At 71.0% G+C, this 15727-nt stretch carries 16 protein-coding genes; 7 read left to right on the top strand and 9 right to left on the bottom strand.

The window, feature by feature from the left end:
* Positions 1-32: 32 nt before the first annotated feature.
* Positions 33-734, bottom strand: coding sequence for a DUF3558 family protein (locus tag AC0QU1_RS12475; RefSeq protein WP_483569671.1), 702 nt, complete (start codon positions 732-734; stop codon positions 33-35).
* Positions 735-932: 198 nt separating this feature from the next.
* Here AC0QU1_RS12475 and AC0QU1_RS12480 point away from each other — a divergent pair, with 198 nt between their 5' ends.
* Both AC0QU1_RS12480 and AC0QU1_RS12485 read left to right on the top strand, forming a co-directional pair.
* The gene (locus AC0QU1_RS12480; protein WP_483569672.1) at positions 933-1313 is read left to right on the top strand and encodes an MmcQ/YjbR family DNA-binding protein; all 381 of its coding nucleotides are present in this window, start codon (positions 933-935) and stop codon (positions 1311-1313) included.
* Between the two features lie 14 nt (positions 1314-1327).
* Positions 1328-1714: a nuclear transport factor 2 family protein gene (locus AC0QU1_RS12485; RefSeq protein ID WP_483569673.1), complete on the top strand. Its 387-nt coding sequence runs from the start codon at positions 1328-1330 to the stop codon at positions 1712-1714.
* A 63-nt stretch (positions 1715-1777) separates the two neighbouring features.
* On the opposite strand, the gene AC0QU1_RS12490 is transcribed toward AC0QU1_RS12485, so the two are convergent.
* Positions 1778-2332, bottom strand: coding sequence for a GrpB family protein (locus AC0QU1_RS12490; protein ID WP_483569674.1), 555 nt, complete (start codon positions 2330-2332; stop codon positions 1778-1780).
* Between the two features lie 850 nt (positions 2333-3182).
* Here AC0QU1_RS12490 and AC0QU1_RS12495 point away from each other — a divergent pair.
* On the top strand, positions 3183-3875 hold the full coding sequence (locus AC0QU1_RS12495) for a TOPRIM nucleotidyl transferase/hydrolase domain-containing protein (protein WP_483616519.1): 693 nt from the start codon (positions 3183-3185) through the stop codon (positions 3873-3875).
* Positions 3876-4066: 191 nt separating this feature from the next.
* On the opposite strand, the gene AC0QU1_RS12500 is transcribed toward AC0QU1_RS12495, so the two are convergent.
* Complete coding sequence (locus AC0QU1_RS12500) at positions 4067-5245, bottom strand: alcohol dehydrogenase catalytic domain-containing protein (RefSeq protein WP_483569676.1); 1179 nt, start codon at positions 5243-5245, stop codon at positions 4067-4069.
* Between the two features lie 103 nt (positions 5246-5348).
* Between AC0QU1_RS12500 and AC0QU1_RS12505 the strand changes: the two genes are divergently transcribed.
* Positions 5349-6392: a tyrosine-type recombinase/integrase gene (locus tag AC0QU1_RS12505; protein ID WP_483569677.1), complete on the top strand. Its 1044-nt coding sequence runs from the start codon at positions 5349-5351 to the stop codon at positions 6390-6392.
* A 170-nt stretch (positions 6393-6562) separates the two neighbouring features.
* On the top strand, positions 6563-7792 hold the full coding sequence (locus AC0QU1_RS12510) for a phospholipase D-like domain-containing protein (RefSeq protein WP_483576681.1): 1230 nt from the start codon (positions 6563-6565) through the stop codon (positions 7790-7792).
* A 13-nt stretch (positions 7793-7805) separates the two neighbouring features.
* Here AC0QU1_RS12510 and AC0QU1_RS12515 read toward each other — a convergent pair whose 3' ends face one another.
* Entirely contained in the window at positions 7806-8990 is a 1185-nt protein-coding gene (locus AC0QU1_RS12515; RefSeq protein ID WP_483569678.1) for a serine hydrolase domain-containing protein, read from the bottom strand.
* A 141-nt stretch (positions 8991-9131) separates the two neighbouring features.
* Between AC0QU1_RS12515 and AC0QU1_RS12520 the strand changes: the two genes are divergently transcribed.
* Positions 9132-11768 (top strand): hypothetical protein, encoded by a 2637-nt coding sequence (locus AC0QU1_RS12520; RefSeq protein WP_483569679.1) that lies wholly within the window; start codon positions 9132-9134, stop codon positions 11766-11768.
* Positions 11769-11876: 108 nt separating this feature from the next.
* A complete protein-coding gene (locus AC0QU1_RS12525; protein WP_483569680.1) occupies positions 11877-12134 on the top strand; it encodes a hypothetical protein in 258 nt (85 codons plus the stop codon).
* A gap of 13 nt (positions 12135-12147) precedes the next feature.
* Here AC0QU1_RS12525 and AC0QU1_RS12530 read toward each other — a convergent pair whose 3' ends face one another.
* The 5 genes from AC0QU1_RS12530 to AC0QU1_RS12550 form a co-directional block, all read right to left on the bottom strand.
* Entirely contained in the window at positions 12148-12834 is a 687-nt protein-coding gene (locus tag AC0QU1_RS12530; RefSeq protein ID WP_483569681.1) for an MBL fold metallo-hydrolase, read from the bottom strand.
* Between the two features lie 97 nt (positions 12835-12931).
* A complete protein-coding gene (locus tag AC0QU1_RS12535; RefSeq protein WP_483569682.1) occupies positions 12932-13522 on the bottom strand; it encodes a MerR family transcriptional regulator in 591 nt (196 codons plus the stop codon).
* A 100-nt stretch (positions 13523-13622) separates the two neighbouring features.
* Complete coding sequence (locus AC0QU1_RS12540) at positions 13623-14129, bottom strand: bifunctional nuclease family protein (protein WP_483576682.1); 507 nt, start codon at positions 14127-14129, stop codon at positions 13623-13625.
* Positions 14130-14329: 200 nt separating this feature from the next.
* Positions 14330-15136: a transcriptional regulator FtsR gene (ftsR, locus tag AC0QU1_RS12545; protein WP_483616521.1), complete on the bottom strand. Its 807-nt coding sequence runs from the start codon at positions 15134-15136 to the stop codon at positions 14330-14332.
* Positions 15133-15606, bottom strand: coding sequence for an FHA domain-containing protein (locus tag AC0QU1_RS12550; RefSeq protein ID WP_483569684.1), 474 nt, complete (start codon positions 15604-15606; stop codon positions 15133-15135). Before AC0QU1_RS12550 ends, ftsR begins: the two co-directional genes overlap by 4 nt.
* Positions 15607-15727 lie beyond the last annotated feature (121 nt).

The raw sequence follows: 15727 nt of genomic DNA on the forward strand, positions 1-15727 counted from the left end.
GCTGCGGGACCGGCGCGGCGCTCGGTTGGTGGTCAGGCCTTGTTCGCCGCGCGCAGCGCCCGGCTGGCGAGGTCGGTGGCGTCCGCGCAGCCCTGTTCGAACGTCGTGCCGGCCTCGAACTCGCCGTCGCGGCTCCACGAGACGTAGAGCATCTGCCCGTCGTGCACGTCGACCAGCACGTTGCAGGCCTTGGCCACGCTGGTGCGCAGCGCGCCGACCGCCCGGTAACCGTCCACGGTGACCTCCTGCGACGTCCAGCTCTGGTCCTCACCGGCCGTCAGGTACTCGTCCAGCCCCATCCCGACCACGGCACCCACCGCGAACCCGATGTCCGTGGGCTCCACGTCGGCCATGGGGTCGTCCGGGTATCCGTCGATCCACTGGCACGCCTCGACCTGCGCCCCGGGGAACATGAGGTCCCAGTAACCGGCGGTCCAGTCGTTCGACGCCTCGGGGTTCTTCATACCGATCGACGTGCCGTCGAGGCCGCCCCACGTCCGGCAGGCCGCCGTGATCCCGCTCAGGTCCAGGTCCGCCGGCCTCGGAGCGGACGACGGCGACGGCGCGGGGGAGGACTCCGCGGCGCTCGCCGACGGGTCGGCCGACTGCTCGTTCGCCGCGGGGTCGGGGAGCACGGAGGTGCAGGCCGTCAGGTGCCAGGCTGCCGGGAGCAGCATGGCCGCCGCGGCTGCTCTGGCGGTCAGCGAGCGGTTCCGGCGCGTCAGGAGTCTCACGAGTCGTGAGGGTACGTCGGTCGGGCGGTCGGGGCGCGGTACTTCGGCGATCCCCGAAGAACTGTTGGGCGACGACGAATTAGACGGGCCATCGGATCGTGCGCCGCGTGTTCGCGCGCTGCGGGACTGATCGACGGGAGCCCAACGGTAAGGGGCCTGGTCTGCGGGTATGTCAGTGGCTGGTGCGAGACTCCTCGCGTGGCAGAACGTGCAGCAATCCCCAGCGAGGTCGTCGAACGACTGGCCGCGATCCTCGCGAGCCTCCCGCAGTGCACCGAGCGGGACGCCTGGACCGGTGTGGCCTGGCAGGTCCGGCAGGCCACCGTGGCACACGTGTTCGGGGGAGAGGACGGCCTGGTCCGCGTCACGTTCCGCGCCGAGCCCGACGAGGTGGAGGCGTTCCAGCACCTCGGCCCGCAGTACTTCAAGGCGAGCTGGGGCAGCAACGTCGTCGGCCTGGTGCTGGACGAGCGCACCGACTGGGAGGAGCTGGGCGAGCTGCTGACCGACTCGTACTGCATCCAGGCGCCCCAGACCCTCGCCGCCCAGGTGGACCGCCCCGTACCCGAAGCAGGATGAGTAACCTCGTGACCATGACGCAGCGCGCAACCGTCGAAGCCTGGGTCCACCAGTACGAACGACTCTGGCGCACACCCGGGACAGAAGGCCTGGCAGAACTCTTCACCGCCGACGCGGTCTACCGGACCTCACCCTGGGCGCCGCCCATCGTGGGACTCCCGGCGCTCGCGGAGTTCTGGGACGACGCGCGGGACGGCGCGGACGAGTCGTTCACGATGAGCGCCGAGGTGATCGCCGTCGACGGTTCGAAGGCGGTGGTCCGCGTCAGCGTCGAATACCACGTAACGGGTGACCGGTGGCGTGACCTGTGGGTCCTGGAGCTCGACGACGACGGACGCTGCACGGCCTTCGAGGAGTGGCCGTTCGCGCCCGGACAGCGTGACGGGCAGGAGTCTGAGTGACCGACGAGCCGGCTGGGTCAGCCGCCGCGTCGAGGCAGACCACGGCACGGTTATGTCAGCAGGCTACGCGGGCTGCTCGTCGTTCCAGGCTCGTGCCTGTTCCATCAGCTCACCGATCAGGGGCGCCTTGCCGGACCGGTACCGAACGCGGTCATGCCGGTCCGCGACGGCGAGTTCGTTCTTCAGTGCGGCATACCGCTGCGCCGCTCCGGCATGGGTACGCAGGTAGTCGCGGAAGAGCAGCCAGTCGCGCCAGGAATCGGAGTCGTGTTCCACGACATGCAGGTGGTGCGTGCGATGCTCGACGTTCGGGAAGCACACCGACCACTTGCGGTGCTCCGCGTCGCCCGGCTCCGGTGCGTGAACCCAGCCGATCCGCTCCAGGTCCGGCAGCACCGGGGCGAACCCCGTGTAGTCGTCGATGACGGCGACCATGTCGATGATCGGCTTGGCGGGAAGCCCAGGCACCGACGTCGAGCCGATGTGTTCGATGGGAGCCGCCAGCCGGCCGGCGAGCACGGGCTCGAGCGCAGCCCGTTGGATGTCGAAGTCCTGAGCCCAGCGGGGATCAGGAGGCTGGATGACAATCGGGTCTCGGCGCACGCCCCAGGGTCGCACGGCAACATCGCACAACAACGATGGGACGCGCGAAGAGCCTCATACCGGGCTTCGATGACTCGTAGCGTTACCTCCACCGCCGCATCCGATAATGCACATTATGTCATTACGGCGGTGAGCGGGGCCCTGAGCCACGCCCCGCCCGGTCGCGAGCTGTCATGTCGATGGCTGATCTGCTCACCCTCGTCGAGGCTGTCCGGCTCGTCTCGCTCGCGATCGACGCGGTCGCCGTATACGTCGCCGCCCGAACCTGGCGCGGCCCAAATACCTGGGCCAACCAGCGAGTGCTTGTTTCATGCGCCAGTAGGCCCGGCAACCCGCGGTCACTGTGGGTCCAAGCGAACAACTCTCGCGGGTTGCCGGGATCACCACAGCGATCGGCTGTCTCAAACTGCGCGCCGAGTTCGGTCTAATGCACAACTCTGCTCACGAGTTCGGTTGTTTGCATCGAGATCGGTCCAGCGCTGGACCGATCTCGATGCAAACAACCGAACTCACGCATCATGAGCGGCAAATGACCGAACTCGCTCGGCCAAACACACAGCCAGACGACGCACTCCAGGCCAAGCACTCCAGGCCAAGCACTCCAGCGTGTTCGATCCGCGTGATGGATCCGATCGCCCGCGCCGCGCCCTGCCCTGAGCGTCCCCTGCCCTGGGCATCCGCCCGAGCACACCCCATAGCCTGTAAATCCTGAGGCTGCCCCTACCCTGGTGATCGCACCCAAGACGTCTAAAGCATTGTGTATAGCGCAACACAACTGTCTTTCGCGGTCAAAAGACATCAACAGCCGTATGCGGCAGGAAATCTGCGGCGTCCGCCCGCACGCCAGGCATACGATCCGGAGACCATGAATCTCGCCGGGATCCTCACCCCCTCGACCACCACCGCAGTGCTGGTGGAGGGCGAGAGCGACCGGGCGGCCGTGGAGACACTCGCGACCCGCCGAGGCCTCCCCCTGGCCGACCTCGGGATCCAGGTTGTCGCGATGGGTGGGATCACCAACATCGGCCATCACCTCGTTGCCCTCACCGATGCCGCCCTCGCCAATCAGGCTCGGGCTGGTCAGACGCAGGTCGATCAGACGGCAGGCCAGCGGACACCGATCCAGCAGATGCCAGCGCAGCAAATACCAACGCAAGAGGGCGACCAGCCCGTCCGGATCGGCGGTCTCTACGACGCCGCGGAGGAACGCTTCGTCGCCAACGGCCTGTTCCGGGTGGGCCTGCGCCCGTTCGCCGCGACCTCTCCCCTGACCGAGCTCGGCTTCTTCCGCTGCGACCGCGACCTCGAGGACGAGTTGATCCGCGCCCTCGGCGTCGACGCCTGCCTGGCCCTGGTCGACGCCGAGGGTGAGCTGCGCAGCTTCGAGCGGCTGCAGGGCCAGCCCGCTCAGCGTGACCGCACCACGACTGAACAGCTCCACCGGTTCATGGGCACCCGGTCGGGCCGCAAGGAGCGGTACGGCCGCCGCCTCGCCGAGGTGCTTCCCCTGGACCGCGTGCCGGCGCCGCTCGACGCGCTCCTGCGCTGGGCGGCCTGAGCCGGATCGGCCACTACCGGTCAGGACCGAGGAAGCGCATCCGGCCCACTCACGGCTCACACCCGCCGGCGATACCAGGGATACCCGCCCAGCACGCCTCGCGGATGCCCGCGTCTGCCAGCCCGCGTGTGCCCCGCCCGTGTACACCAGACCCACCCAGGCAGACCCACCCACGAACCTCCGCGCCCCGCTCACGCCCGCCGCGGGTCCAGCACCACCATCCCCGCGCGCGGCGCCGAGTCCATGGTGGGCACCAGCCGAGCGGCCTCCTCCAGCCCGACCACCCGGTCCAGCAGGTCCTGGGGCCGCAGCGCCCCCGAGGCGACCAGGTCGAGCATCTCCGGGTAGTCGGCGGCGGCCATGCCGTGGCTGCCGAGCACGTCCAGCTCCCAGGCGATCACGCGCCCCATCGGCACGCGAGGTCCGCCGTCGACGGGCGGGAACAGCCCCACCTGCACGTGCCGGCCCTGCCTGCGCAGGCTCCCGATCGCATCGGCGCACGTCCGCTCGCTCCCGACGGCGTCCACCGCGACGTGCGCGCCGCCGCCGGTCACCTGGTGCACGACGGCGGGGACGTCGAGGCCGTCCGCGAGCGCCCTGCCGTCCAGGTGGACAGGGCTGTCGGCGACGACGGCAGGGTTGTCGGCGACTCCGGGACCACCAGCGACCACCGAGTTGCCAGCAGGAGCGGAACCAGCAGGAGCGGAACCAGGACTCGTTGCGAGCACGGTGTGCTCGGCCCCGGCGCGTCGTGCCGCCTCCAGTGCGCCCGCCGACCGGTCGACGGCGATGACGCGCGCCCCGCGGGCCACCGCGATCATGGTGGCGCTGAGTCCGACGCCGCCCGCGCCGACGACCACCACCCACTCCCCCGCCCTGACCCGTGCGCGGCCGGCCACGGCCCGGTAGGCGGTGGCGAAGCGGCAGCCGAGGCTCGCGGCTGCGGCGAGCGAGACGTCGTCGGGCACGGCGACCAGGTTGGCGTCCGCCGCGTGCAGCACCACCTGCTCGGCATAGGAGCCCCAGTGGGTGAAGCCGGGCTGGGTCTGGTCGGGGCAGACCTGGGCCTGGCCGCTGCGGCACCACGCGCACGTGCCGCAACCGCTCACGAACGGCACGGTGACCCGGTCCCCCACGCGCCATCTGGTGACGCCGGCGCCGACCTCGTGGATCGTGCCGGCGAGCTCGTGGCCGGGGACGTGCGGCAGGGTGGTGATGTCGTCGTCGTGCCCGGACCAGGCGTGCCAGTCGCTCAGGCACAGGCCGGTGGCGTGCACCCGGACGACGACGCCGCCGTCGGGCGCGGTGGGGTCCGGGACCTCCCGGACCTCGAGGGGTCCCTGGAACTCGTCGAAGACAATGGCGCGCACCAGCGGATTCAACCACGGCGGTGGTGTGGTGGGGGTCCCGTCGCAGGTCAGCGGCGTATTCCGGCAAATCGGGAGTGTCAGTGGTCCCGCCTAGGGTGACGCCATGGTCGCTCCCCCGCGCCTCGAGCGCATCACCGTCGCAGAAGCCGCCCGCCGCTATCTGGCGGCGGTTGAGGTCGAGACCATCCGCGGTGTGCTGTCCCCCGCCACGGCGCGCAGCTACACGCGCGACGTCACGGAGTTCGCGCGGCTGACGGGTGGTGACCGGATCCTCGACGACGTGACGGGGCCCGACGTCGACAGCGTCCTGGTGCGCTACCAGGCGGCGCCCGACGCCCGGTACACCGACCCGGACCGCAAGCCCGGCCCCGGGCGCAGCACCGCAACGGTCAACCGGTTCCGGCAGTCGGTCACGCGGTTCTTCGCGCACGCCGCGCGTGAGTGCTGGGTCCAGGCCGACCCCATGCGGTGGGCGGCACCGCCGGCCAAGGTGCGCGGCACACTGCGCACCGCGCGCACGGCCCTGTCGGCCGGGGCGGCGCGCAGCCTGCTGGCCACCGGGCTCGCCGCGGAGGCGCCGAGCGTCCCCGTGCGCACCGACCAGAACCTCGCCCTGCGGGACCGGCTCGTCGTCGCGCTCCTGCTCGTGCTGGGCCCGCGCGTCTCGGAGCTGGCGCGCGCCGACGTCGACGACGTCACCCGGGAGCCCGGACGCGCCACCTGGCGCATCCGCGGCAAGGGCGGCAACACGCGCACCGTGACCCTCTCCCCGCCGCTGGCCCGGGCCCTGGAGGACTACCTCACCCGGCTGCGCCCCGCCCTGGCGGCGAAACGTCCACGGGACGACGACGCCCAGCGTGCCCTCCTGCTGTCCTGGCGGGGCCGGCGCATCGACACGCAGGCGATCCGCGCCCTGCTGACCCGCGCCGTCAGCCGCATGCCGGCGCCCTACCAGCGTGAGGCCACGCCGCACGCCCTGCGGCACACGACCGCGACCCTGCTGGTGGCCGACGGCTGGGACGTCAAGGTCGTCGCCGAGCTGCTGGGGCACGCGTCGATCGCCACGACGGGGGTCTACCTCGACCGCATCGAGGGTGAGCTGGCGGCCGCCATCCGGTCCCATCCGTTGTCGGCGGCGATCGAGTGAGGCCAGCGGGGCTGGGCCTGCGGGCGTCTCGGGTCGTGGGCGCTGGCATGATCCCGGGCGGCTGGGCCGGAACCCGGTACCGTGAGTGCGTGGCGTCTCGCAAGGTCCTCGGCGATTTCAAGGTTCCCGGCAACTTCCCGAAGCTCACGCTCGACATCCCGTCCGACTTCATGCACCGTGCTCGCACGATCGCGACCCGGGCGGCGATCGTCGCGGCCGCCGTGCCGGTCACCGCCGCCATCGCGCTCACCGTGACCGACAAGATCCGGCGCCGCGTGCACCCGCTGACCGCGAAGTTCCCCACGGAGAAGCCGCTCACCGAGCGCATCGACGAGACCGCCACCACTGTCTACACCTACGGCGCCGACCTGTACGACGCGATGCTCGAAGCGATCCGCGGGGCGCGGCACAGCGTGCTGCTGGAGACCTACATCTGGAAGGACGACGAGGTCGGCCAGGAGTTCAAGCAGGCCCTGATCGACGCGGCCGCCCGCGGCGTCGACGTCTACGTCGTCGTGGACGGCTTCGCCAACCTCGTGGTCCCGTACTCGTTCTTCCGCTTCCCGCCCAGCGTGCACGTGCTGCGCTTCCCCGTGCTGCGCCCGGGCATGGCCGTCCTCAACGTCCGCAAGTCCGGGCGCGACCACCGCAAGATCCTCGTGGTCGACGACGAGATCGGGTTCGTCGGTGGGTACAACATCGGCTCCCTGTACGCCACGCAGTGGCGCGACACCCACGTCCGCCTCGAAGGGCCGTCCGTGTGGGAGCTGCGCAACGCGTTCGTCGACTTCTGGAACCGCCACCGCACGCCGCGCGACCCCGTGCTGCCCGACGTCGGCTCCGGCACCTGGCTGCCCCACCTCAGGGCGGCGCGCAACGCGCCGTCCGAGCTCGTGTTCCCGATCCGCGGCATCTATCTCGACGCGATCGACCGCGCCACGCGCCACGTGTACATCACGCAGGCGTACTTCATCCCCGACCACGACATCCACGCGGCGCTGCTTGCGGCGGCCGCCCGGGGCGTCGACGTCCGTGTGCTGGTGCCGCACCGGTCCAACCACGTCGTGGCCGACTGGCTGGCCCGCGGCCAGTACGCCTCCCTGCTGCGCGGCGGCGTGCGGATCTTCCTGTACCAGGGCGCGATGGTGCACGCCAAGACCGCCACCGTGGACGGCCGCTGGACCACCATCGGCACGGCCAACATCGACCGGCTCAGCCTCACGGGCAACTACGAGGTCAACCTCGAGATCGTCGACCCCGGCCTGGCCGCCCGCATGGAGGACGTGTTCGCCATGGACCTGTCCAACGCCACCGAGCTCACGCTCGCCCAGTGGGAGGAGCGCGGCGCGATCGCCAAGATCGGCGAGTACCTCCTGATCCCGCTGCGGCCCCTGCTGTAGTCCTCGGCCGCCCTCAGACGCCGCTGCACAGCGCGCGCTCGATGAGCACCCAGCGTGCCTCGGTCCGCGCGTCCTCGGCGGCGTCGTCGAACGACCGGCTGAACTCCACGACAGTCAGGCGGCTGGCGCCGTCGTCGGTGGCGACCGCCTCGACGTTGTAGCCGAAGCCGTTGCCGCCGTGCGTCCAGGCCCCGCCGCCGCACGGCAGGGGGTGGTAGTACAGGCCGAGCCCGTAACCCGTGTGTCCCCGAAGGTCGGGCGGGATGTCCACCAGGGTCCGCATCTCGGCGAGCTGGGCCGCTGGCAGCAGGCGGCCGCCGGCCAGCGCGGCCATGAACGTGTTGAGATCTCTGGCCGTGCTCACCATCGACCCGTCCGCCCCGCTGTCCAGCGACCGGACGGCGATCGTCGTGTCGACCAGCGGACCGCCGGGCACCCACTGCTGGTAGTTGTGCGCGTGCGGGTTGGGCAGGAACGGCCAGGTGCCCGGCGTAGTCGTGTGGCGCAAGCGCAGCGGGGCGATGATCCGCTCGTGAACCTCGGTGGTCCAGTCGCGGCCGGTCACCGCCTCGATCACCATGCCGGCCAGGACGTAGTTCGTGTTGGAGTAGGCCCACACCTGCTCCGCGGGCGCGTGCCGCATCGCCAGCGCAACGAGCTCGTCCGGGCGCGCCACCCGCCACCGCTCGCGCCGGTAGTCCTCGGGCGTCGCCAGCCTCGGGTAGATGTCGTAGGCGTAGTCGTAGAGCCCGCTGATCTGCTGCAGGAGCTGCCGCACGGTGACCTGCCGGCCGTCGTTGCCGTTGCCAGCCACCACCCCCGGCAGCCACCGCTCGACCGGGTCGGACAGGGACAACCGCCCCTCCGCGACGAGCTGCAGCACCACGGTGGCCACGAACGTCTTGGTCACGCTGCCCGCCCGCAGGTACGGGTCTCGGAGCACCGGGCGGGTGGTGCCGGCCTCGGCGACCCCGCTCCGCGCGACCTGGACACCGTCCGGAGTCTCCAGCCGGGCCAGGGCGCCGGTGACGCTCAGGTCGCGCAGGGCGTCCAGGTCACGCTGGAGCTGGGACTGCCGGACGGGCTCCCGATCCCCTGCTGCCGGCGGTGCGCCGGCCGTCAGGAGCGCCACGGTCGCAACCAGCCCTGCTACCACGATCCCCGCCGACACGAACCGCATCCTCGACCGAGTTCTCATGCCGTCGAGTGTGTCGAGGTCCCGGTCCCGCGGTCATTGGGGCCAGCCCCACGACCAACCCTGTGGACAACCCCACTTTCGCCCACCCGTGCCGGTAGCGTTCTCACCGGCGGGCGGACCGGTCGGGCGTGGGGGTGCTTCATGGGGGCAGTAGCGGGTAACACCGCCGTGGACCGCCCGGCGCCGACCACATCCGAGGCGCCACCGCAACGGGAGTGGTGGCAGGTCCTGGCCGCAGCACGAGCCCGCTGGCTGACGGCGCACCCCCGGCTCGCCCGCACCTGGGCGGTGACCCGCACCGTGGTGCTGTTCGGATCGCTCCTCTGGCTGGCCGGGCTCTGGCTGTTCGTACCCGAGCTGCGCCTGGGCATGCGCGCCTACCTCGGCTGCCTGTGGGTCGTGATCGCCTGGTTCGCCCTCGCCCGCACCAAGACCCTCACCTGGTCCGGCTACCTCGGCTTCTTCGCGGCCTGCGTACCGTGGTCGGCCGGGATCGGCCTCGTCTCCACCACCATGGCCACCCGCGTGGCGTCGTACGACTTCCTCGGCGTCTCCGAGACCGGCGCGCAGGTCGCGATCGCCGGCATCGTGGAAGAGACCGGCAAGCTCGCCGCCGTCGTCCTGCTCGCCCTCCTCGCGCCCCGCAGAGCCGCCCGGTTCGCCACCGTCGACTGGCTGCTGCTCGGCCTGGCATCCGGCACCGCCTTCCTCGCCGTCGAGGAAGCCGTGCGCCGCACGGCCCTCGCCACCGGCAACATCGGCCTCGGCTCATTCTTCGGCCCACCCGCCGACGCCGTCCTGCCACCCGGCTACGTCACGTTCGGCCTGATCCCGATCCCCACCCGCATGAACACCGACGACGCGCTGCTCGCACCGACGACCGCGGCTGAGTTCGGCGGGCACGCGATCATGACCGCGCTCGTCACCGGCCTGTTCGGCGTGGCGCTCGCGGCCTGGCAGGCACGACGGCGGCTGACCGGGCTCGCCCTCGGTCTGCTGCCGGTGCTGGCGCTGTGGTCGGCGATCGCCGACCACGCGATGTTCAACGCGGGGCTGGACCTGTTCAGTGCCCTGCCCGGCGAGGGAGACACCCCCGCGTACCTCGACCCAGACTCCACGACCATCCCGTGGTGGCTCCGCGTGCCCTGGTCGATCCTGGGCAACGGGCACGGCCGCATCGCCGTCTTCCTGCTCGTGGTGGCGCTGTGCCTCCTGGTCGACGGCGCCCGCCTGGCCACCCGCCCGGCCGCCAACCTCACCGGGCGGCCCGCACCGGGCTGGGTCACCCAGCCGGTCTCCGGAGCGCCCGCCGCCGTCCGCGCCATGGTGGGCGCTCTGACAGGCCTGGTGTGGGTGGCGGCACGCGATCTGGTGCAGGCGGTCGCCGGGTTCGCCCGACGGCGTCCCGACACCCCGGAGAGCGAGCCCGAGCCTCGCCGGGCCGCCGCCGCGCGCGGCGCAGCGCTGGTCTCCGGGCAGCGGGCGCTACGCGAGCTCGCGTACGAGCACGCGTCGGCCCGGATCCATCCCTGGGCGCGACGGCTGGCCGCCGTGGCGGTCCTGGCGGGACTCGGCTGGCTCGCGTTCGCCGCCGCCCCGGCGACGGCCCAGCAGATCGGCGACACCACGAGCGACGCATTCGACATCCCGGGGATCAGCCCGGACGACTTGCCGTCCGGACTCCCATCGGACTTGCCCACTGGCCTGCCCTCAGGCTTCCCTACGGACCTCCCGACGGCTCTGCCCACTGAGGTGCCTACCGACCTGCCCACGTGGATGCCGACGGACCTGCCTACGCAGGTGCCCACCGACCTACCCACGACTCTGCCCAGCGGCCTACCGACCGGCCAGCCCACGGACCTGCCGTCGATCGGCCCGGACGACTTCCCGTCCCTGAGCCCCGACTTCGAGTTTCCCGGCGACGAGACCGGATCCGGCTCGGGAACTGAAACTGGCGCCGGAACTGGAACAGGCGACGGCTCCGGCGCCGACGACTGGCTGGCGGGCGCCCTCGACTCGCTGGCCGGCTGGTGGAACGACCAGCCGCTGCTCACCCAGCTCGCGATCGGCGCCGGGATAGCGGCCCTCGTGGTGCTCTCGGGCGGCTCCCTCGGCCTGGCCCTCGGCATCTCCGGCGTCCTGACCTGGGGATTGGATCACTCGGCGGGCATCGCCACGTTTGTCCGCGACCCCCGCCGGGCCACCCGCGACTACTTCGCGACCGCCACCCCGGCCCAGCTCGCCGCCGACACCCTCGGCGTAGCCCTGACGTTCGCTCCGGGGAACTTCGCGGGCGCTGCCGGCGCACGGATCCTCCGAAATGCAGCCGACGACTTGATGTCCAACCCGGCGGTGTGGTTGAACACCAGACGTGACGCATTCGGTCAGATCGGCCGCGCCAGCGAGACAGGTGCAACCCACATCACCGATGCCAAAGTTACGATCGATTCCGGAAAGTGGGACTACCTGTTCGGCCGCGTCACCGGGTCGCACAACGGGCCTCGGTCGTCACAGAACGTGTCGCAGTTCTCACGGATTGGGGTCGTCGACGACCCGCAGTGGCGGGCATCCATTACACGGCACCTGGAAGAAGTGATCGCTGACCCTTCGAACATCCAGCGAACATTCACGAACGAGCACGGCACCTTTCAGGTCCGCGATTCACTGTTTGCAGGACCGGGTGGGTTCCTGAAAGTCGAGTCGACTTGGGAGATCACCGATGATGGCTACCGACTGACAACGGTAATCCCGATGGGTGAAGGCACAAGATACAGGTAGCGCTAACGGAGGTTGACCTTGATTAGTTCGGTTGAAGTTCCTCGATGGGACGACCTTGCAAGTCTGCCCGTCGAGGTTACCCCTGGCGACGCGGCTGGCGTCTGTTCTGTGACCGCCTGGGCAGGTGACGGTGACGAGGCGACTGTCACCTGGGACGAACAGGCTGCGTCGGTTCAAGTTCGTTGGCTGTCGGGAGAAGCAGTACGGCTGGAGTTTACTCGAGAGGCGCTGTCCAAGGTCTCCATTCGCAATGTTGGAGACCGGGTGGAGTTTCACATCTGGCTTCGTGCGGACGGTATTGGTGGCGAGCTCATAGTGGACATTGGTCAGCGTGTCAGCGTGACGGACACGCTCTTACGCATGTAGGCCGTATGAGGCCTCAGAGCTCCACCGACTCCCCCACCGCCAGCCGCGCGTAGGCGTAGCTCCCGCCGAGTCGCGCGGTGTCGAGCCATCGGGCTGTCAGCGTGTGCCCGATCTCCGACAGCAGGGCGTCGTGGATCGGCACCACGGTGGCCGCCGGGATCGACCGGGCGAAGTCGATTGCGCCCTCCAGCCTCATCCACGGTCCGGACACCGGCACCAGCAGGACGTCCAGGCCGGCCTCGGGCGGTGCTGCCGGCGGGTCGTAGGAGTCGCCCGGGTGGAACACGCTCACCTCGCCGGCCTCGACGGGGTATTCGACCTGGTAGGTCACGTTGGTCGCGCGCTTGACCTCCGGGTGGATCACTGCGTGGTCGCCGCCGCCCACCGTGACGCGCGTGCCGGCGACGTCCAGCACCTGGCCTGGCTCGACCTCGTGCACCTGCCCGGCCGGGGCGCCGTCCTCGCGGAGTGCGGCCGCGGTGGGGGCGGTGGCCCACACCTGGGCGTCCGGGCTCGACCTGAGGTGCTCGACGACGACGGGCACGTCCACGTGGTCGGCGTGGTCGTGCGTGATCAGGATCGCCGTGGCGCCCGTGAGGGCGGTGGCGGTGTCGCTGAAGGTGCCGGGGTCGATGACGAGCCTGCCCGCGGCGTCCGGCAGCCGGAGGGAGACGCAGGCGTGACCGTGGAAGGTGAGCATGTTCGCAGGCTACGCCTGCTGCCTGGACGAGCCCGACTGGACCCCAGACCGGCGGGCGGGCGCGCAGGCGGGCAGAGACAGCACCAGACGATCAGCGTCAAACAGCGGACCGCGCCGCCCGCCGCTCGGCCAGCTCGTCGCCCTCGACCACGGGGACGTCGCCGGACCCCGCGGGGTCGAGCGTCTCGGTGGGCATCTGGGACAGGGTGCCCTCGATCTCGCGCCACACGCGTCCGACCGCGATGCCGAAGACGCCCTGTCCCCCGGCGACCAGGTCGACGACCTCGTCCGGTGACGTGCACTCGTACACGCTCGCGCCGTCGGACATGAGGGTGATCTGGGCGAGGTCGTCCACGCCGCGCTCGCGCAGCGCCGTGACGGCGGTGCGGATCTGCTGCAGGGAGACGCCGGTGTCCAGGAGCCGCTTGACCACCTTGAGCACCAGGATGTCGCGGAAGCTGTACAGCCGGTGCGTGCCCGATCCGGTGGCCGGCTTGATGCTCGGCTCGACGAGACCTGTGCGCGCCCAGTAGTCGAGCTGCCGGTAGGTGATGCCGGCGATGTGGCACGCCGTAGTGCCTCGGTAGCCCGTCGTGGCGTCCTGTTCCGTCAGGTCCTCACCGAAGAGGAGACCCTGCGCGCCGTGCGGGACCGTAGCGCGTGTGGCTCTCTCACCGCTGGTGTTCACTGTGCCTCCTGGGGTGTCGTGGCCACGCTATGGCGCGTCGAAGGTGATTTCAAAGATGCGCGCCGTGAAACGTGTCGGCGTGTCGCGGTTCGGCCCGCTCTCAACCGGTTCGGCCGCCGCCCTGGCCTCCTCCACCCGGCGGTCCGAGGAAGTCCTCGGGTGTGACGTGGTCGAGGAAGTCGCGGAACCGTTCGACCTCCGCCTGCTGGTCGACGTCGACGATCTCGACGCCCGCCAGGGCCACGATCTCCGCCGAGCACAGCACGGGGCTGCCGGTGCGTACGGCCAGGGCGATCGCGTCGGAGGCGCGGGAGTCGAGGTGCACCCCGTTGCTCAGGACGAGCTCGGCGAAGTAGATCCCGCCCTCCAGCGCGACGATCTCCACGCGTTCGAGCGTGACCCCTACGGCGCCGAGCACGTCGCGCAGGAGGTCGTGCGTCATGGGGCGCGGTGTGGCGAGGCCCGCCTGCGCCATCGCGATGGCACTGGCCTCGCGTGCCCCGATGACGATGGGGATCGCCAGGTCGGCGGCACTGTCGAGCAGCAGCACGACGATCTCCTGATCGCGTTGCTGCTGTCGAACGCCGAGGATCTCCACGGGGACCATAGGCACGTCGTCCGGCCTCACGCTTTCACCGTACGGCTTCTAGCCGCCCCGCGTCGCGCCATCGGGTCAAATTCCTGGTCACGGACCAGTAGACCGTCGGCAAAAGGCGTGCGATCTTCGCCGCGTTCGGGCTGCCGGGGTCCGCCTGGTTCAGCCGGGTTCGGCCGTGTTCGGCCTGGTCAAGTCAGGTCAGGGCCTGCTCAGCCGAGGTCGTCGACGCCCTGGCGCACCCAGGCGGCGTGCAGGCGGGTGAACAGCTCGCCCATCTCGCCCGCCATGCTCGCAGCGCGGCCGCGTGCCGCGCTGGCCTGCTGGCTGCGCAGCGGTGCCACGACCTGGTCCACGAGGGTCACCTGCCGGTCGGCGGCGGTGCGGAAGGAGCGCAGGTGGCGCGGTTCGATGCCGAACTCGGCCAGCGCGCCAGCGATGCGGGCGACCTCGACGGCGCTCGACCCGAACGTGCCACCCGAGGACGGCAGGAGGCCCGCCTGGGCGAGGCTGTGCACGAACTCCTCGCTGACGCCGGCCGCCGTGGCCACGGCCGGGGCGGTCCAGCGGCGCCGGGCGGGCGACCCGCTGGCGGCGAGCCGGGGTGCGGGGTGCTCGGCCGAGTCGGGGTCGGCGTCCATCGCGGCGAGCCGTTCCTTGATCACCTTGAGCGGCATGTAGCTGTCGCGCTGCTCGGTGAGGACGAACCGCAGGCGCTCGACGTCGGCCTGGCTGTACTGGCGGTAGCCCGACGGCGTGCGCACCGGCTCGATCAGGCCCTGCTCCTCCAGGAAGCGGAGCTTGGAGTGCGAGACGGACGGGAAGTCCTGGCCCAGGGCACGCAGCACATCGCTGATCCGCATCGTGGCCTGGCGGGAGATGCCGCGAGGCCAGGGCGCGTCGGCGTCCGCCTCGTCGTCGTGGGCCTGCCCGCCGTCGTACTGACCGTCGGGGGCACGACGGCGGGGGTCGGTGCCGCGGTCGACCCCACGGTGGTCGCGTGCGGCGCCGGCCGTCACGGGGCGGGCGTCCCCGCTGCCCACTGCGCCGGCGCCTGGGGGCTGGCGTGGAAGGTCAGGCGGAACTTGCCTATCTGCACCTCGTCGCCCGTGACCAGGGTGGCGGCGTCGATGCGGCCGCGGTTGACGTAGGTGCCGTTCAGGGAGCCGATGTCGCGCACGACGAAGGAGTCGCCCTCGCGCACGAACTCGGCGTGCTTGCGGGACACCGTGACGTCGTCGAGGAAGATGTCCGCCTGCTCGCTGCGGCCGGCCACGGCGCGGCCGGTGTCCAGGAGGAACCGTGCGCCGAATCCCGGGCCGCGCTGCACGATGAGCAGGGCGGAGTGCCGCGGGAGGGCGGCGACGGCTGCGGCTTCTTCGGGGCTGAGCGCGGTGCGCGGCGCCTGCTCGTCCGCGGTCGGGAACGCGATGCGACCCAGGTTGGCCGTGGTATCGGGCCCGACCGGATGGGCGCTGGGGTCCGTCATCAGGTCTCCTCGGGTGCGGTGGGTGATGAACCGGGCTACTACGCTGGGACAACGGCCGGGGCCGCGTCCGGGTTCCACTCAACCTACCCCGATCGGGACGGACGCGGGAACCAAAGTTGGG

The sequence above is a fragment of the Promicromonospora noduliphila genome (genome assembly GCF_056951025.1).